Origin of the sequence: Polymorphospora sp. NPDC051019 (genome assembly GCF_040683055.1) — a bacterium.
Taxonomy (GTDB): Bacteria; Actinomycetota; Actinomycetes; order Mycobacteriales; family Micromonosporaceae; genus Polymorphospora; species Polymorphospora lycopeni.
The window spans coordinates 404,491-421,278 of record NZ_JBFBCH010000001.1; the positions used below are offsets into that span (position 1 = coordinate 404,491).

Genomic DNA, 16,788 nt, shown 5'->3' on the forward strand with positions numbered 1-16,788 from the left:
CTAATGAATCGCCCTAAGGTACGAGGCGACGGATCCATCGGGTACCAGTGCCGGGGCGGCGGCGCGGACAGGGAAGATCATGGGAAGGCCCGGCATGAACCTCCTGTCGGACACCGGCCGGGCCGGCCGCCGTACGGCGGTGTGGCTCGCTTGTGGACTCTCCGCCGCCGCGGCGGTGACCGGGATCGTGGTGGCGCCCGTCGACGGGTTGCAGGGACCGGCACAGCGGCTGATGTACCTGCACGTGCCGGCCGCCTGGGTGGCGTACGCCGCGTTCACCGTCGTCCTGCTGGCCGGCGGGGCGTACCTGGTCGGCGGTGACCTGCGGTGGGACCGGTTCGCGCGGTCCGCCGCCGAAATCGGCGTGGTGCTGACGGCCGCCGCGATCGGCACCGGCGCGCTCTGGGGCCAACTGGTGTGGGGCACCTGGTGGGCGTGGGATCCCCGGCTGGTCACCACCGCACTGCTGCTGCTGGCGTACGCCGGTTACCTCGCCCTGCGGCGCCTGCTCGCGGAGCGGGCCGGTGGACCGGACGGCGCCGACCACCGGGTCGCCCGGCCCGCGGCGTACGCCGGCATCGCCGGCTTCCTGCTGGTGCCGGTCGTGCACTTCTCCGTGGTCTGGTGGCGTTCGCTGCACCAGCCGGCGACGGTGCTCGCCCCGGAACGCCCGCCGATCGACCCGCGGATGGGCGCGGCGCTGCTGCTGGCGGTCGCCGCCGCCACGGCCTGGGCGTTCTGCGTCCTGGTCCACCGGGTGGTCGTGCTGGAACGCCGGCTCGCCGCGCGGCCGGCGGCCGACCGCACGCCGGTCGGCGCCGGATGAACCGGCCGCGGGTCGGCCGGATCGCCGTCGTGGCGGTGCTCCTCGCCGCCGGCGGGCTGCTGGTCACCAGCGCGTTGCAGGACACCCTCACCTACTACCGCACCCCGGGCGAGGTGCTCGACGACCCGGCGGCGGGGCGGCGGCCGACCCGGCTGGGCGGCGAGGTCGTGCCCGGGTCGGTGCGGCACGACGGCGACCTGGTCACGTTCCGGCTCGGCGGCGACGGGCACGAGATCACGGTGACGCAGCGCGGCATGCCCCCGGAGACGTTCCGCGAGGGGCAGGGGGCGATCGTCGAGGGCCGGCTCTCGGCCGGCGGGGTGTTCGAGTCCGACCGGGTGGTCGTGCAGCACGGCAACGAGTACGGCCCCTCCCCCGCGCCGCCGTCCGGGCCGGAGAGGGCCGGCGGTGCTCGCTGAGGCCGGCACCGCAGTCCTCGCCGGCGGGATGCTCGCCGCCACCCTGTCCACCCTGCTCTGGCTGCGCACCGCGCTGTTCGGCGGGTCGAGCCGCCCGGCCCGGTTCGCGACCACGGCGACGCTGGCCGCCGCGGTGGCCGGCTGCGCGCTGCTGGAGTGGGCGCTGCTGCGGCACGACTTCAGCGTGCGGTTCGTCGCCGAGAACGGCGGCCGGGACGTGCCGCTCTACTACACCGTCACCGGCCTGTGGGCCGGCCTGGAGGGGTCGCTGCTGCTGTGGCTGCTCATCCACTGTGGATACACGTGGTGGCTGTCCCGGTACGCCCACCGCCACCCGCCCCGGCTGCACGCGTACGCGATGGTGGTGGTCAGCGCGGCCGGCACGTTCTTCTTCGCGTTGACGCACTTCGCGGCGAACCCCTTCGGCGAGGTGTTCCCGGTCCCGCCCGACGGTCCCGGCCCGAACCCGCTGCTGCAACAACACCCGGCGATGGGCCTGCACCCGCCGCTGCTCTACGCCGGCTACATCGGCCTGGTGGTGCCGTTCGGGTTCGCGGTCGCGGCGCTGATCACCGGCCGTACGGCGCACGACTGGGCGCGGATCGTCCGGCCGTGGACGCTGTTCGCCTGGGCGGCGCTGACCGCCGGCATCGGGCTCGGCGCCTGGTGGTCGTACACCGTGCTGGGCTGGGGCGGCTACTGGGTGTGGGACCCGGTCGAGAACGCCTCGCTGCTGCCGTGGCTGACCGCGACCGCGTTCCTGCACACCTCGTTCGGGCGGTCCGCCGCCCGCCCCACCTGGAACGTGCTGCTTGCCTGTGCCAGCTTCGCGCTCGTCCTGCTCGGCACGTTCCTGACCCGGTCGGGCGCGGTCGCCAGCGTCCACGCGTTCACCGACTCCCCGCTCGGGCCGATGCTGCTCGGCGCCGTCCTGCTCGCGGTCGTCGTACCGACCGTCCTCTTCGGACTGCGCGGCGGCACCCGGCCGGCGCGCGGTCGCACCGCCGCGCTGTCGACGGGCACGGCGCTGCTGGCGAACGCCGTCATCCTGCTCACCGTCACCGCGATGGTGCTGATCGGCACCGTCTTCCCACTGCTCTCCGACGCGCTCGGCGGGCCACGGACAGCGGTCGGGCCGGCCTACTACCACCGCACCGCCGTACCGCTGGCCGTCGTGCTGCTGCTGGTGATGGGGGTGGCGCCGGTGCTGCGGTCGGCCGGCCGCGGGGCGTACCGGCGGCTGGCGGTGCCGGCCGGGGCGGCGCTGGCCACCGTCGCCGCCGCCGGCACGCTCAGCCGGCCCGGCCTGCCCGCGCTGGCCGCCTTCGCCGCCGCCGCGTTCGTCCTCACCGGGCTCGCCGGCCAGTTCGCGCGACGGGTGCGCCGCCGGCCCCGGGCCGCCGGCCTCGGCGGGCTGCTCGCGCACGCCGGCATCGCCGTCGTCGCGCTCGGGGTGGCCGGCTCGGCCGCCTACAGCGACAGCGTCGAACGGGAGCTGCGGGTCGGCGAGACGCTGCGGCTCAGCGCCACGTCGGTGCGGCTCGTCGAGATCCGGCGCGACGCCGACCCCGGGGTCATGTCGGTCGACGCCCGCCTGCGGCTCGTCACGGCCGCCGGCCACGAGCGCACGGCCAGCCCGACCCTGCGCTACTACCCGGGCCGGGACACCGCCGTCACCGTCCCCGAGGTGGTGTCCGACCCGCTGCGGGACAGCTACGTCACGCTCATCGCGGTCGCCGCCGACAGCACGAGCGCGACCGTGCGGCTCGCCGTCAACCCGCTCGTCGGCCTGCTCTGGGCCGGCGGGCTGCTGACCACGGCCGCGGGCGTGGTGGCGATGGCCGGTGCCGTACGCCGCCGGCCCGGCGTCCGGCGGCCACCGGATCGCCGTACGGCGGTCGACGCCGCCCCCGCCGAACGGACCCCGGTGTGACCGGGCGGGCCCTGGTGTCCCTGCTCCGGCGGCCGGCGCCGGTGCTGGCACTGCTGATGACCGCCGTACTCGGCATCGTCCTCGCGGTCGGGCTGCACCGGGCGGCGGGCTCGGCACCGGACGCGGCGGCCGGCGCGGCCCCGGGCGCACCCGCCCCCGCGCTGGCCGGCCCGACCCTCGACGGCGGCCATTTCGACCTGGCCGACGGCCGGGGCCGGGTGGTGCTGGTCAACGTCTTCGCCTCGTGGTGCGGGCCGTGCCGGCGCGAGCTGCCGCTGCTGGTCGACGTCTCGCAGCGCTGGTCGGCGCAGGGCGTGCAACTGGTCGGGATCAACGTGAAGGACGGCACCGCGGCCGTACGGGCGCTGCTGGCGGAGACCGGCGCCGAGTCGATGACGGTGCTCCCGGACCCCGACGGCACGCTCGCCGTCGGCTGGGGTGCCCGGGGCGTACCGGAGACGTTCGTGGTGGACCGCGACGGCCGGATCGTCGACCGGCGCCGGGGCGAGGTGACCCGGCAGTGGCTGGAGCAGCGGGTCGGGCCGCTGCTGACCGGATGAACCGGCGCCGCGCCCTCGGCGCCGCGGTCCTGGTGCTGCTGACCGTCGCGGCCGGCGTGGCACTGTTCCGGTCGGCTGCCGCCGGCGACGACCCGGCCCGGTCGATCGCGGCCGGCCTGCGGTGCCCGTCGTGCCAGGGCGAGTCCGTCGCCGACTCCAGTTCGCCGGTCGCCGCCGCGATGCGGCAGGTGGTCGCCGACCAGCTCGCGCAGGGACGGAGCCCGGACGAGATCCGGCACTGGTTCACCGAACGTTACGGCGACGACGTGCTCGCCGACCCGCCGCTGAGCGGGCCGGGAGTGCTGCTGTGGGCCGTACCGGCGCTGGTGCTGCTGGGCAGCGGCTACGCGGCCGTACGCACCCTGCGACCGGCCGGGCGCCGGACCGGCGTACCGGTCGGGCCGGCCGGCGGGCCGGGTCGCCGGACCGCCTGGCGGCTCGGTGCCGTCGGCCTGGTCGCCATGGTCGGCGCGGTCGCGTTCGGCGCGGCCCAGGTCGGCCGGCCGGCCGGCGACGGCGGTCCACCGGACCCGGCCGCCGTCGCCGTGCTGCTGGCCCGTGACCTGGAGCAGCAGGGCCGGTACGCCGACGCCGCGCGGATGTACCGGCAGGCGCTGGAGACGCGGCCGGACGTGGACGTCCGGCTGCGGCTGGCCTTCACCCTGGTACGCGCCGGCGCCCCGGCCGACGCCGAGCAGGAGGCCCGGCGGCTGCTGGCCGGCACACCCGACCTGCCCGACGCGCTGCTCGTGCTCGGCCTGGCCCAGCGGGAGACCAGCCCGGACCGGGCACCGGAAACCCTGCGGCGGTTTCTCGACGTCGCGCCCGGCCACCCGGCGGCGGGCGAGGTCCGGCGGCTGCTCGCCCCGGACGGCTGACGGCGGCTATCCCCGGGCCGCCGCCTCGGATGCCGCCGCCTCGGGTGCCGGCACTGCCGCGTCGGCGAGCCGGGTCAGGACGACCGGCCCGTCCTCGGTGATCGCGATGGTGTGTTCGGAGTGGGCCGTACGCGACCCGTCCGCCGACCGGATGGTCCAGCCGTCCGGGTCGTACACGACGCGGTCGGTGGTGCGGGCGAACCACGGCTCGATCGAGAAGACCAGCCCGGGCCGGATCCGGTAGCCGCGACCGGCCCGGCCGGTGTTGGAGACGTGCGGTCCCTCGTGCATGGTCCGGCCGACGCCGTGGCCGCCGAACTCGTTGTTGACCGGATAGCCGTAGCGGGCCGCGACCGCGGCGACGGCGGCGGAGACGTCGCCGATCCGGTTGTCCGGCCGCGCGGCGGCGATGCCGGCCTCGAGGGCCTCCTCGGTGGCCCGGATGAGCTGTAGATCCTCGTCGGCCGGGGTGCCGACGACGAGGCTGACGGCGGCGTCGCCGACCCACCCGTCGACCGAGACGGCGAAGTCGATGCTGAGCAGGTCACCGTCGCGCAGCGTGTACTTCTTGGGCAGCCCGTGCAGTACGGCGTCGTTCACCGACAGGCAGACGACGTTCCGGAACGGGCCGTTGCCGAAGGACGGGGCGTAGTCCCAGTAGCAGGAGGTCGCGCCCCGCTCGCGGATCAGCTTGCGGGCGTGGTGTTCGAGGTCCATCAGGTTGACCCCGACGGCGGCCCGGCCGCGGAGGTCGGCCAGGGTCTGCGCGACGAACTGTCCCGCCGGACGCATCTGCTCGATCTCCTGCGGGCTCTTTACATGGATCATGAAGCTCTCCTCTGGCGACCTGTCGGTATTATAATACCGAACCATGGTCCGCCCGCGGCACGCAACCGCCCCCTTCGACCCGCAGAGGTACAGTGACGTCGTGGTTCGCAACCCGCTGACACCCGAGCAGATCGAAGCCGGCCGACGGCTCGGCTCACTGCTGCGCCGGGCGCGCGGCGCGGCCGGACTCAACGAGGTCGCCCTCGCCGCCGGGATCTCACCGGAAACCCTGCGCAAGATCGAGACGGGACGGCTGCCGTCGCCGGCGTTCGGCACGATCGCGGCCCTGAGCGAGGTGCTCGGCCTCTCGCTCGACGAGGTCGCGGCCGTGTGGCGCGACCGCTCGCCACTGCGCCTGACCAGCTGACAAGCGTTGGCAATCTCCCCGGACATCCGGCGGATCGCCCTGATCCACGCTCCGGGCGCGGACATCCACCGGCGCAAGAACCCCTGACCTACGGGCAATCGGCACCGCTCCACCGCCTACCGCTCCGGCAGGAAGCAGAGGAAGGAGACCTGGTGATCAACGAGGTGGCGGTCCGTATCGCCCGCCCGCGCACCGACCTCGCGGCCGCGGAGCGCTTCTACGTACACGGCCTCGGCCTCGACCTGCCGCACCGGATCGCCGCGAACGGTCCGGAGGAGCACGACCTCGTCATCCTCGGGTGGCGCCACGCGGCGTGGCATCTGGAACTGGTCGGTGGCCCCAACCTCACGACGAGGCCGGCACCCACCAGCGAGGATCCGCTCGTGCTCTACCTGGGCGCCCCCGTCGACGAGGCCCCGGTGGCCCGGCTGGAGCGGGCCGGTGGCAGTGTCGTCCCGCAGGGAGCGTACCGGGACCGCTTTGGCGTCACGGTCCGGGACCCGGACGTCGGGCATTGTCTCCCACCACTTTGAAGCCGGCACCCAAACGCCCTTTTCCGCCCACACATACCTTTCGGAAGAAGCGGCCCGGTCGACACTTGGTGTTGCATCAGCCAAGGAGAGGGCATAGTCGATTAACACGGACAAGATGCCGCCAAAGCTGACAGCTCATTGACCATCGGTGATCGACGTTCGTTCCTCTTGCCCCATCCCTGACGGCCTGGATACGGCCTGACCTTGCAGCTCTCGGCGTACGCCCTGTCGACCGCTCGGCCTCGAGCCTCGGGCGAGCGTCCACATTGCTTCCTCGCCGGCGCTTGCCCGGTTCGGCCGTAGATCTCTTTGCTGCCAAGGTCTTGACACAGAGAAGTGCTGTTCGCGAGGCGGTCCCGAGCCTGGTCGAAGTTGTGTCGAGCAGAGTGGTGGTAGCTGACAGGCGCGAGACATTGACAACGATTGCACATCCCGGCAGGCTTTACGAAACTGCCTGGGGGCAGGCGGTGAACCCGACCTGCTCGACGGTGAGTCGATTATTTCGAGCTTGTTTCTAGCAGCCTCGACCGATGTGTCCATCAGCGATGGTGGGGAATACGTAAAGCCTCGTAGCAGTACCCGGACGTCGACGGTCCCTTTCGCCTACCGGGCGCTTTCGCCTGTCCGGGGGCGAGGTTCTTCGGCCTGGTCGGCTTCTTTTCGATGGATCGGAGATCTGATGCGCGTCGCCCTCCTCACCACGACTCAGCATGGTCACCTGAACCCGTATGTTCCGGTGGTCAATGCGCTCCAAACCGCCGGCAGCGAGGTCGCGCTGCTGCTGTTGTCCGCGGACGGTGGCGCGCTCGACGAGCAGCGTCGCCAGGCCTTGGGCAAGGCGCAGGTCCATGCGGTCGGGCAGGTCGAGATGGCGCCGTGGAGCGGCGACCCGGCGAAGATCGGCCCGATGCTCCAGTCGTCGCCGGTGGCGGACCAGACAGCCGATGCGATCCGTGCGACGGAGCCGGACTTCGTGCTCGTCGATTCGCTGCCGGTCACGGCGTCGGCGATGGTCGGCGCACAGGCGTCCGGCGTGCCGTACGGGATGATCTGGGCCAACCTGGGTGGCGTATGCCCGAGCGAGCATCGACGAGGCCGCTGGCCGTACGACGAGCAGGTCGGCGACTATCTGACCAGGCACGGGGTGTTGTGGTCGACCCGGACCCACTCGGCACGTTCACCGATTCTCAACCTGATGCCGACGATTCCCGCTCTCGTCGGGGACGACGGGGTCACCGACGACGGTGTGCAACTGGTCGGATTGCCGGGTGCGGCGGGGACCCGCGGCGACGAGGTCGCCTTCTCGGGCCTGGATCGGATCGACCCCGACCGCCCGGTGGTATACGTCTCCTTCGGCACGATCTTCTACCGGCGACCGGACCTGCTGCGCACGGTGATCGCCGGGGCGGCGGCGACCGGTGCGCAGGTGATCGCCGCGGTAGGAGACCTCGCCGAAGAGCTCGCGCTGCCCGACGAAGTGCTCACCGCCCCGTACCTGCCGCAACGTGAGGTGCTCGAGCGCGCCGACGTGTTCGTCACCCATGGCGGATACAACTCCGTGGCGGAGTCGATCCGGGCGGCGACACCGATGCTGGTGATCCCGCTGGCTGTGGATCAGCCCGTCCAGGCCCACTTCGTGGCCAGCGCGGGCTTCGGAACGGCGTTGGAGCCGGCCGGCGTCACCGAGCAGGCGGTCGCTGACGCTGTCACCGATCTGCTCGATCCCGCCCGGGACTACCGGGCCCGGCTGCGCGCCGCGCAGCCGGAGTGCGGCGATTCCGCGGCGCGCACGGCCGAGCTGGTCATCGGCACGGTCGAGACGCTACAGCGAAAGGGAGAGCAGTGACGATCGAACTGCAGCGGCCGGTGGGCGACCCGATCGTGATCGATGATCTCGAGCGTCTCTCGTTCCGGGTGGACCGCCGCGCCTACACCGACGACGACCTGGCCGCACAGGAGATGACCCGGATCTTCGATCGCTGCTGGTTGTACGTCGGGCACGATTCGGAGGTGCCCGGGCCGGGCTCCTACGTGGCACGCGACGTCGGCGGGCGCCCGGTGGTCATGGCACGCGGGTCCGACGGGGTGATCCGGGTGTTCGCGAACAGCTGCACCCACCGCGGCGCCCTGATCTGCTCGCAGCCGGCCGGGCAGGCCAGATCGTTCCGGTGCCCGTACCACGACTGGACGTTCTCCAACCAGGGCGACCTGGTCGGGGTCCCGATCCCGGACGGATACGGGCCGGGCTTCCGCAAGGCGGACTTCGGCCTGGCGCAGCACCGTAGTGACAGTTACCGCGGTTTCGTGTTCGCCACCTTCGACCCGGAGCAGCCGCGCACCCTGACCGAATACCTGGCGGGCGCGACGGAATACCTCGACCTGATCGACGACCAGTCCGAGGTCGGGATGGAGGTGATCCAAGGCGCGCAACTCCACGGGGCTCGGGCCAACTGGAAGCTCATGATGGAGAACAGCGTCGACATCTACCACTTCCGGGCCCTGCACAAGCGTTACGTCAGCTACATGGAGTCGCTGGGGTCGGTGCCGCCACGACGACGAGGTGGCTTCGGCCGTGCCCTCGGACTGGGCCATGGCGCCAACGAGCTGCCACCGGCGGCAGCCCGCCCGCTCGCCTACTGGACGCCGATGTTCGGCGCCGAGGTCCGGCCGCGGATCGAGGCGACGGCCGCCCGGTTCGTCGACCGGTTCGGCGCCGAACGCGCCGAACGGATCACCGGCACCAATCGTGCGCTGCTGATCTTCCCCAACTTGATGATCATCGACGCGATCGCGATCACGATCCGCAAGATCGACCCGGTCGGCGCGGGCCAGATGGCCATCACCTCGGTCGCCCTGGCCCCCAAGGACGAGGATCCGGACATCCGGGAACTCCGCAAGAGTCACTACCTGACGTTCCTCGGCCCCGCCGGCTTCGCCACCCCCGACGACATCGAGATCGTCGAGTCGTGCCAGCGGGGTTATCTCAACCGCACGGTCCGCTACTCGGATCTGTCACGCGGTATGGACAAGGAGGTCCCGGAGACGACCGACGAGCTTCCCGCCCGCGAGTTCTGGCGGCAGTGGGACCGGTTGATGCACGGCGACGACGGTCACCTCGAGGTCGCCCACCGGGCCGAGATGCAAGGGGCAGAACCCCGATGACCACCGAGCTGACGGTCGACGAAGCGGCCCAGGTGCGGTTGTGGCACCGGGTGAGCCAGTTCCTTTTCCGTGAGGCGCGGCTGCTCGACGAGTGGCGCCTGCGCGAGTGGTACGACGAGATGCTGACCGACGACGTCCGCTACTCGGTGCCGGCCACCGACGTCCGTGGCGAGACGGCCGATGCGCTCGGGCTCATCGACGACGATGCCGCCCGGCTACGCCAGCGGATCGAACAGATCCTCAACGGTGAGGTGTGGTGCGAGAACCCCCGGTCGCGGACCAATCGGATGATCAGCAACGTGGAGATCCTGACCGATCGGGGCACGCACCTCGACGTGGCGGCGAATGTCATCGTGTACCGGTTCGGGCACGGGCGCACTGACGCCTACGTCGGAAAATACCGGTTCGAGCTCGTCGTCGAGGGCGGGTCGTTCCGGGTCCGGAGACGGGTCGTGGTGCTCGACCACGAGACGTTGTACGAGCACGCGAAGCTCAGCATCATCCTGTGACCGGACAGTGACGAGGGCCGGCACTGGCAGCGTCCCATCCGTTGCCGCCGCCCAGCCGGGTCTCCCCCGCGAGGTCTACGTCCTCAGTGTCGTCGGTGGCTGCGTCATGCTGGGCCTGGGACTGGTGCTCCCGGTGCTTCCGGTCTACGCGGCGACGTTCGGGGCCGGACCCACCCAGATCGGAGTGCTCGTCGCCCTGTTCGCGTTGATGCGGCTGGTCACCAGTCCGTTCTGCGGCCGGCTCGGAGTTCGTTTCGGGGAGCGGCGGGTCCTGGTCGCCGGCCTGCTGCTCTGTGCGGTCTCCTCGGCCCTGACGGCGTTCGCCGCGTCCTACGGGCAACTGCTCGTGTTCCGCGGCCTCGGCGGCGTCGGCTCGGTGCTGTTCTCGGTGTCCGCGCTGGCGACACTCCTGGCGATCGCGCCGGCCGACCAGCGGGGCCGGGCCAGCGCCGTGTTCGAGGCGGGCTTCCTGCTCGGCGGGATCTGTGGACCCGCACTGGGCGGGCTCCTCGCGCTGATCGCCCTGTCCGCGCCGTTCGTGGCGTACGCGGTGCTGTTGCTGGCCGCCGCGGGGCTGACACTGGCGGTGCTCCGCACCGGCCGAACTGCCGGCGCGGAGCCCGGCCGTGACGTGGTCCGGCTACCGGTCCTGCTGCGGGATCGACGCTACGTGGTGGCCTGCCTCGCGGCGTTGGCGCAGGGATGGGTCTTGTTCGGGCTACGCAGCGCACTGGTCCCCACGGTGGTCGTGGCATGGCGATACGACGTGGCGTGGGTCGGGTGGGCGTTCACGATATCCGCCGTCGTTCAGGCGCTGCTGATCATGCCGGCCGGCCGGGTCGTCGATCGGGCCGGGCGCCGGTTCGCCATGATCGCCGGCACCGGTGTGGCGGCGGCGGCGATCACAGCCCTGATGTTCGTGGACAGCTACGCCTGGCTCGTCGTCCTGCTCAGTGTGTACGCGGCGGGATCAGCGCTGCTCAACGCCGCACCGGCCGCGCTGATCGGTGACGTCGTCGCCGGCCGGACCGGCAGTGGCGTCGCCGTCTTCTCGATGTGCACCGATGTCGGCGCCGTGGTCGGACCGGTGGCCGTCGGGCTCATCGCCGAGCGGGTGAGTGTTCCGGCCGCCTTCGGCAGCGGCGCCGTGCTGCTGGTCGTCGCCTTCGTGGCGTCGTGGACGTTGACAACTGTTCGGCCAACACCAAGGAGTTGATCAATGAATCAGCCGTCTGCCCGGCGTGAGCGGGGTGAGGCCATGTTCCAGCAGGTCTTCGGCCGCGAACCGCGCCCGGGTTCCTACCCGGAGTTCCTGCAGATCACCGTCGACCACCTGTTCGGCGAGATCTGGACCCGACCGCACCTGAGCGTCGAGGAGCGCGAACTGGTCGCGCTGACCGCGGTCACCCTGGCGCGGACCGATTGGGAGTTGCGCGGCCACATCGGTGCCGCCCTGCACCTCGGAATGTCGCGAGAGAAGATCGTCGAAGTCATCATTCAGCTCGCCTACTACGGTGGCTGGCCGGTCGCCAACAACGGGCTGCGCGTCGCCCAGGAGGTCTTCGCCGAACTCGACGGAGCAACCGGGAAGGACGCGGACCATGACCGGTGACCCGCCTCCCCTCGCCCCCGCCGAAAAGGTCGACCTGTGGCGCCAACGATTCTTCGAGGCCCAGGCGGCCGCGGAGGAGTTCATCCTCGGAGAGCACGGCGAAGAAGGCCTGGCCGCGTGGATCCAGGCAAACTCCCGCATCACCGCGGAGCTGCTGCAAGCACAACGGCCCGCCGGGGTGTCCGCCACCGATCACTTCATGACCCGGCTGCAGCGTCAACTGTTGCTGTACGACTCGGCAGTGACCAGTGAGCCCCAGCCCTCGGGCACCGTCCTGCGCAACTCCGACTGCGGGATCCTCCGATACCGCAAACAGGCCGCCCGCGCCGGCGTCGTACTGACCTTCTCGTCACCGTGCCCGTACTGCCAGGAACTCAACACCGCCATCGCCGCCCGCTACGTGGAAACGGACGTCACGGTGTCCTGCGAACAGGCGGGCGACGGGTGCACCTGGCGCGCGGAATCCCCTCACGCGGAAGGAGAGGACACCGCCGGATCACCGCACCGCGGGCGATCCGGCGATTGAAGCACCGGCAGTGCCGTGCGGTCGACGGCCGGCGATCGGCTGACGTCGAGCGTCATGCCGAGTTGCCGGCCCACGGCCACACACAGGTCGAGCGCCGCGGTGCGGGTCAGGTCCTGGTGATCGTTCTGGCTGAAGCACGCCGACGCCACGTTCCTGTTCCGTAGGCGCAGGTACCACGGGAACAACGATGCCAGTGCGGGCTCGGTCAGCATCGTGCGCGAATGAACGATCGTCCCCACCAGCAGGTTGCCGAACGGGCGTTGCCTGGCGTTCATGAAGCTCTTCAGGCGTTCCTGGAAGATCTTCAACACCGCGGGTACGTTCCCCGCGTAGACCGGCATGGCGAGCAGCATCGCCTGCGCGCCCTCGGCCAGATCGACGACATGCGCGAAGTCGTCGTCGAGCGTGCACCGGCCCACCTCCGGATCAAGGCAGGTGTCCTCGCCTTCGCACATCTCGATGCGATGGTCGATCAACCGAATCCGCTGGATCTCCGCGTCACCGACTTCCCGGACGACGCCGGTGATCGCCGCCTCGAGCAGCGCGTCGGTCAGCGACGGGAGCCGCCTCTGTGTGCAGGACAACGCAATGATCTTCATGCGAAGGGCCTCCCCGGTCCGCTCAGCGTCACCCAAGACCAGCCACCTGACGAAGCCCTCGTGGCCGCAACCGAAGTCAACCTACCCACAATTGAGCATCACCGATACGGGTATCGGTCGCCGGTCATCGTCCCGGCTTCGGCGACGTACATCAGGGACAGTCCGGGGTGCTACGGTGCCGTGTTGGTCTCGGGTAGGGGGTTGCGATGGGGTGGACCGACGATCTCTCGATTCCGCTGCCGGAGGGACGGACAGTCGCTGACCTCGTCGAGGTCACTCTGTCGCTGATGCTCAGGAACGCCTCCGAGGAGGAGATCGAGGGCGTTCTCGGGGCCGAGTTCGGGCTTTCCGCCGACGACGCGGAGTTCGCCTGTGAGCGCACGGGCGGCGGACTGGTGCGGGCGGCCACGCGTAATCCGCAGAACTGCCCACCTGCCGACAAGGATCCGGTGGCCTGGGAGAGCTTTCAGCGCGGCGTGCAGGACCCGTCGCTGATAGCCCGCATCTATCCGAGTTTGGGGTCCTAGCAACGGGCGAAGACGCAAACCACCGATGGCCCGCCGGCAGCCGGTCAGGGTTTCCAGGCTGCCCAGAGGTGGGCGTACGGGCCACCACGGGCGAGCAGGTCGTCGTGGGTGCCCTCCTCGACGACCCGCCCGTGCTCCATCACCACGACCCGGTCGGCGCGGGCCGCCTGTCCCAACCGGTGTGCGATGACCAGCGCGGTCCGGCCGGCGCAGACCCGTTCCGCCGCCCGTTCCAGCACGTCGGCGTGGTGGCTGCCGGATTCGGCGGTGGCCTCGTCGAGGATGACCAGTGACGGCGCGGCGAGGTGGGCCCGGGCCAGGGCGACCTGGGCGCGTTGCTCGTCGTCGAGTTGGGTGTGGCCGGGTCCGATGGGGGTGTCGACGCCGTCGGGAAGTTGCCGTACCCAGCCGTCGGCGCCGACCAGCGCCAGCGCGTCGGTGATCTCCTGGTCGGTGGCCTCGGGCCGGGCGAGGCGGAGGTCGGTCGAGAGTGGACCGGCGAAGACGTGCGGTTCCTGGGCGACCAGGATCACCCGGGGCCGCTGCCCGGCGGGGTCGCGTACGTCGACCGTGCCGGCGGTGGGGGTCAGGGTGCCGGCGACGATGCCGGCGAGGGTGGTCTTGCCGGCTCCGCTGGCGCCGACGAGGGCGACCCGCTCCCCCGCCGCGATCCGCAGGTCGATGCCGTGCAGCACCGGGTTCGCGTCGTACGTGTGGTGGAGGCCGCTGATCTCGACGGTGGCGGGGCCGGCGGGCGGTGGTGCCGGGGTCTGCCGTGCCCGGCCCGGCACGGTGCCCAGGCCGAGGATGCGGGCCAGGCTGGCGATGGCGGACTGGACGTCGTCGACGCTCATGACGACGACGCCGAGCGGTCCGAAGAGGCGGTGGAAGTAGAGGGCGGCGGTGGTGACGGCACCGGCCGTCGTGGTGCCGGCGTCGACGAGGAGGAATCCGGTGGCGATGATCGCGGAGAGACCGACGAGTTCGGCGATGTTGAGCCACTTCACCCAGCCGGTGACGAACCACAGTGCGCGGCGGGAGATGTCGCGGGCCCGTTCCGAGGACGCGTCGATCGAGGCGACGAAGCGGGGTTCGGCGCGGTAGGTGCCGATCGTGGCGAGGCCGCTGAGGGTCGACAGGATCGTCTCGGCCCGGTCGGCGAACGCGACGCGTTGTTCGGCGTAGAGCGGGACGGCGCGGGGCAGGTAGCGGCGCAGGGCGAAGACGTACACCGGGACCGTGGCGCAGCCGGCGAGGGCGAGCCACGGGTCGAGGGTGGCGAGTCCGGCCACGGTCAGCAGGATCACGACCGCCGACGACACCCAGACCGCGAGCAGGTTGGTGACGGTTTCGGCGACGATGCCGACGTCGTCGCTGATCCGGCTGAGCAGGTCGCCGCGGCCGGCTTCCTCGATCGTGTCGGTGGGCAGGTGCAGGGCGGCGTCGAGGGCGTCCTCGCGTACGGCGGCAAGCAGGAGCTGTCCGGCGCGTACGGTGAGCGCGGCCGCTAGTCCGGTCAGCAGCGCGCCAGCGGCGAGGGCGACCGCGGTCCAGATCAGGAGGCGGACGAGTTCGTCGTACGTGGTTCCGGCCAGGACCCGGTCGACGAGGATGCCGATGATCCGGGCGGGGGCGAGGCCGGCGAGCGCGGCGGCGGCGGTGACGGCCAGGGCGGTGAGCGTGGGGCCGGGGCGGCGCCGGATCTGGTGGAGCAGTCCGGTGCGTACGGTCTTCGCGTCGGCGATGGGCAGCCGGGTCATCGGAGCACCCGTTCACGGTAGTCGGGGTTGGTGCGCAGCAGGTCGTGGTGTCGGCCGGTGGCGGCGACCTGCCCGGCGACGACGAGGACGACCCGGTCGGTGCGGTCCAGCAGGGTGGGGCTGCTGGTGAGCACGACGGTGGTCGTGGGTGCGCCGTTCGCGTGCCGGTGCCGGCGGATGCCGTCGGCGATGCGCTGTTCGGTGACGGAGTCGACGGCGGTGGTGGGCCGGTCGAGGACGAGCAGGTCGGGGGCGGTGTGCAGGGCTCGGGCCAGGGCGAGGCGCTGGCGCTGGCCGCCGGAGAGGTTGGTGCCCCGGTCACGCAGCGGGGTGTCGGCGGTGGCGGTGACGAACTCGTCGGCGTCCGCGGCCCGCAGGGCGTCGCCGAGCCCGTCCAGGCCGGGGCCGGCGCCGAGCCCGTCCAGGCCGGGGCCGGCGTCGAGCCCGTCGGTGCCGGCTCCGGCGCCGAGGGTGAGGTTGTCGTGCAGGGTGCCGGTGAACAGGTCGACCCGGTGGGGCTCGACGTGGACCAGGCGGCGCCGGTCGTCGCGGTCGAGCTTGTCGAGTCGTACGCCGGACAGTTCGGCGCTGAACGGGGTCGGGCCGGTGCCGGGGGTGAGCGCGGCGAGGATGGCGGTGGCGTCGGCGGGGTCGGCGACGACGCCGACGAACTCGCCGAGGGCGGCGGTGAAGGTGCCGGCGGCGGTGAGGGTGAGCGGGCCGGGCCGGGGCGGGGCGGCCGTCGACGTACCGGGTCCGTCTGTTGTGGACTTTTCGGCCAGGACGGCGGCGACGCGTTCGGCGCTGGCCCGGGTGCCGGCCCGGAACTGCAGGTGGGTGCCGAGCATGGCCAGCGGTTCGCTGAGGAACTGGGCGACGCCGACGGCGGCGACGAGTGCCCCGACGGTGATCTGGCCGTCGACGGCGAGCGCGCCGGCGGCCAGGAGTGCGACGAGCAGGACGAGGCCGCCGGCGAGCAGGGTCGCGGCGCGTTGCAGGGCGAGGGTGTTCCCGGCCCGGATCGCGGCGTGGGCGGCGGTGGTGCTGGCGGCGCGGTAGCGGGTCATGGCGTGGTCGCGGGCGGACAGACCGTGCAGGACCCGCAGGCCGGCGACGAGGTCGGCGGCGAGCGCCGACGCCTGTGCGGCGGTGTGCTGCTGGTCGTGGCTGCGCCGGGTCATCGTCGGGGAGAGCAGGTTCAGCGCGACGGTGGTGGCGACGGCGACGGTGAGGACGAGTGCGCCGAGGCGTACGTCGATGCCGAACAGGATCGCGCACGACACGACGATCGCGGCCGAGGCGGCGATCAGGCCGCTGGTGTACTCGACGGGTCGGGCGGCGCGGTCGGCGTCGGAGGAGGCGATCGAGTGCAGTTCGCCGTCGGGGCGGGTGCGGGCGGGGTCGGACAGGTCGAGCATGCTGCGGCCGAGCCGGCGGCGCAGCCGGTGGGCGCGGTCGAGTACGGCGCCCAGCCCGAGCCGGGCCGCCCAGCGCCAGCAGAGGATGAGGGCGGTGAAGAGACCGGCGAGACCGGCGAGACCGGCGGCGAGCAGGTCGTGGCGGCCGGTGACGACGGCGGAGTCGATGGCGACACCGATCGCGACCGGGACGAGTGCTTCGCAGGTCTGGTGTCCGCTGAACAGGGCGGCCGAGGCGACGAGGCGGCCACGGTTCTCGCGCCGGGCGTCGGTGACGAGCCGGCGGCCACCGGCACTGGTCTTTCCGCTCACCTGCCCGGCCGACCCGTCC

General features: G+C 72.1%; 18 protein-coding genes. 14 read left to right on the forward strand and 4 right to left on the reverse strand.

Features of this window, described 5'->3' with window-relative positions; translation table 11 throughout:
* Positions 1 to 94: 94 nt before the first annotated feature.
* From ccsA to AB0M79_RS01750, 5 genes are read left to right on the forward strand one after another with little or no spacing between them, the layout of a single operon-like run.
* The gene (gene ccsA / locus AB0M79_RS01730; protein WP_364206765.1) at positions 95 to 826 is read left to right on the forward strand and encodes a cytochrome c biogenesis protein CcsA; all 732 of its coding nucleotides are present in this window, start codon (positions 95 to 97) and stop codon (positions 824 to 826) included.
* Positions 823 to 1,245 (forward strand): cytochrome c maturation protein CcmE, encoded by a 423-nt coding sequence (locus AB0M79_RS01735; RefSeq protein ID WP_364206767.1) that lies wholly within the window; start codon positions 823 to 825, stop codon positions 1,243 to 1,245. Before ccsA ends, AB0M79_RS01735 begins: the two co-directional genes overlap by 4 nt.
* Positions 1,235 to 3,178 (forward strand): cytochrome c-type biogenesis CcmF C-terminal domain-containing protein, encoded by a 1,944-nt coding sequence (locus AB0M79_RS01740; protein WP_364206769.1) that lies wholly within the window; start codon positions 1,235 to 1,237, stop codon positions 3,176 to 3,178. Before AB0M79_RS01735 ends, AB0M79_RS01740 begins: the two co-directional genes overlap by 11 nt.
* Positions 3,175 to 3,738, forward strand: coding sequence for a TlpA disulfide reductase family protein (locus tag AB0M79_RS01745; RefSeq protein ID WP_364206771.1), 564 nt, complete (start codon positions 3,175 to 3,177; stop codon positions 3,736 to 3,738). The genes AB0M79_RS01740 and AB0M79_RS01745 overlap by 4 nt, the downstream gene beginning before the upstream one ends.
* The gene (locus tag AB0M79_RS01750) at positions 3,735 to 4,616 is read left to right on the forward strand and encodes a cytochrome c-type biogenesis protein CcmH (RefSeq protein WP_364206773.1); all 882 of its coding nucleotides are present in this window, start codon (positions 3,735 to 3,737) and stop codon (positions 4,614 to 4,616) included. The genes AB0M79_RS01745 and AB0M79_RS01750 overlap by 4 nt, the downstream gene beginning before the upstream one ends.
* A gap of 6 nt (positions 4,617 to 4,622) precedes the next feature.
* Here the strand turns inward: AB0M79_RS01750 and map are convergent, their stop codons facing one another.
* The gene (gene map, locus AB0M79_RS01755) at positions 4,623 to 5,444 is read right to left on the reverse strand and encodes a type I methionyl aminopeptidase (protein WP_364206775.1); all 822 of its coding nucleotides are present in this window, start codon (positions 5,442 to 5,444) and stop codon (positions 4,623 to 4,625) included.
* Positions 5,445 to 5,544: 100 nt separating this feature from the next.
* Between map and AB0M79_RS01760 the strand changes: the two genes are divergently transcribed.
* From AB0M79_RS01760 to AB0M79_RS01795, 8 genes are all read left to right on the forward strand, one after another.
* The gene (locus AB0M79_RS01760; RefSeq protein WP_357544000.1) at positions 5,545 to 5,811 is read left to right on the forward strand and encodes a helix-turn-helix transcriptional regulator; all 267 of its coding nucleotides are present in this window, start codon (positions 5,545 to 5,547) and stop codon (positions 5,809 to 5,811) included.
* 152 nt (positions 5,812 to 5,963) lie between these two features.
* On the forward strand, positions 5,964 to 6,344 hold the full coding sequence (locus tag AB0M79_RS01765) for a VOC family protein (protein ID WP_364206778.1): 381 nt from the start codon (positions 5,964 to 5,966) through the stop codon (positions 6,342 to 6,344).
* Between the two features lie 679 nt (positions 6,345 to 7,023).
* Entirely contained in the window at positions 7,024 to 8,190 is a 1,167-nt protein-coding gene (locus AB0M79_RS01770; RefSeq protein ID WP_364206780.1) for a glycosyltransferase, read from the forward strand.
* Positions 8,187 to 9,506, forward strand: a complete 1,320-nt coding sequence (locus AB0M79_RS01775; RefSeq protein WP_364206782.1) for an aromatic ring-hydroxylating dioxygenase subunit alpha — start codon at positions 8,187 to 8,189, stop codon at positions 9,504 to 9,506. Before AB0M79_RS01770 ends, AB0M79_RS01775 begins: the two co-directional genes overlap by 4 nt.
* The gene (locus AB0M79_RS01780; protein WP_364206784.1) at positions 9,503 to 10,015 is read left to right on the forward strand and encodes an aromatic-ring-hydroxylating dioxygenase subunit beta; all 513 of its coding nucleotides are present in this window, start codon (positions 9,503 to 9,505) and stop codon (positions 10,013 to 10,015) included. Before AB0M79_RS01775 ends, AB0M79_RS01780 begins: the two co-directional genes overlap by 4 nt.
* A gap of 7 nt (positions 10,016 to 10,022) precedes the next feature.
* Positions 10,023 to 11,231: an MFS transporter gene (locus AB0M79_RS01785; protein WP_357543995.1), complete on the forward strand. Its 1,209-nt coding sequence runs from the start codon at positions 10,023 to 10,025 to the stop codon at positions 11,229 to 11,231.
* A 3-nt stretch (positions 11,232 to 11,234) separates the two neighbouring features.
* Entirely contained in the window at positions 11,235 to 11,627 is a 393-nt protein-coding gene (locus AB0M79_RS01790; RefSeq protein ID WP_364206786.1) for a carboxymuconolactone decarboxylase family protein, read from the forward strand.
* Entirely contained in the window at positions 11,617 to 12,153 is a 537-nt protein-coding gene (locus AB0M79_RS01795) for a hypothetical protein (RefSeq protein ID WP_364206788.1), read from the forward strand. The genes AB0M79_RS01790 and AB0M79_RS01795 overlap by 11 nt, the downstream gene beginning before the upstream one ends.
* On the opposite strand, the gene AB0M79_RS01800 is transcribed toward AB0M79_RS01795, so the two are convergent.
* Entirely contained in the window at positions 12,096 to 12,752 is a 657-nt protein-coding gene (locus tag AB0M79_RS01800) for an NAD(P)H-dependent oxidoreductase (RefSeq protein WP_364206790.1), read from the reverse strand. The genes AB0M79_RS01795 and AB0M79_RS01800 overlap by 58 nt on opposite strands.
* A 206-nt stretch (positions 12,753 to 12,958) precedes the next feature.
* On the opposite strand from AB0M79_RS01800, the gene AB0M79_RS01805 reads away from it, so the two are divergent.
* On the forward strand, positions 12,959 to 13,279 hold the full coding sequence (locus AB0M79_RS01805) for a hypothetical protein (protein WP_364206792.1): 321 nt from the start codon (positions 12,959 to 12,961) through the stop codon (positions 13,277 to 13,279).
* A gap of 44 nt (positions 13,280 to 13,323) precedes the next feature.
* Here AB0M79_RS01805 and AB0M79_RS01810 read toward each other — a convergent pair whose 3' ends face one another.
* Together AB0M79_RS01810 and AB0M79_RS01815 are read right to left on the reverse strand one after the other, a co-directional pair.
* Positions 13,324 to 15,039, reverse strand: coding sequence for an ABC transporter ATP-binding protein (locus tag AB0M79_RS01810; protein WP_364206794.1), 1,716 nt, complete (start codon positions 15,037 to 15,039; stop codon positions 13,324 to 13,326).
* Positions 15,036 to 16,769: an ABC transporter ATP-binding protein gene (locus tag AB0M79_RS01815; RefSeq protein WP_364206796.1), complete on the reverse strand. Its 1,734-nt coding sequence runs from the start codon at positions 16,767 to 16,769 to the stop codon at positions 15,036 to 15,038. The genes AB0M79_RS01810 and AB0M79_RS01815 overlap by 4 nt, the downstream gene beginning before the upstream one ends.
* Positions 16,770 to 16,788 lie beyond the last annotated feature (19 nt).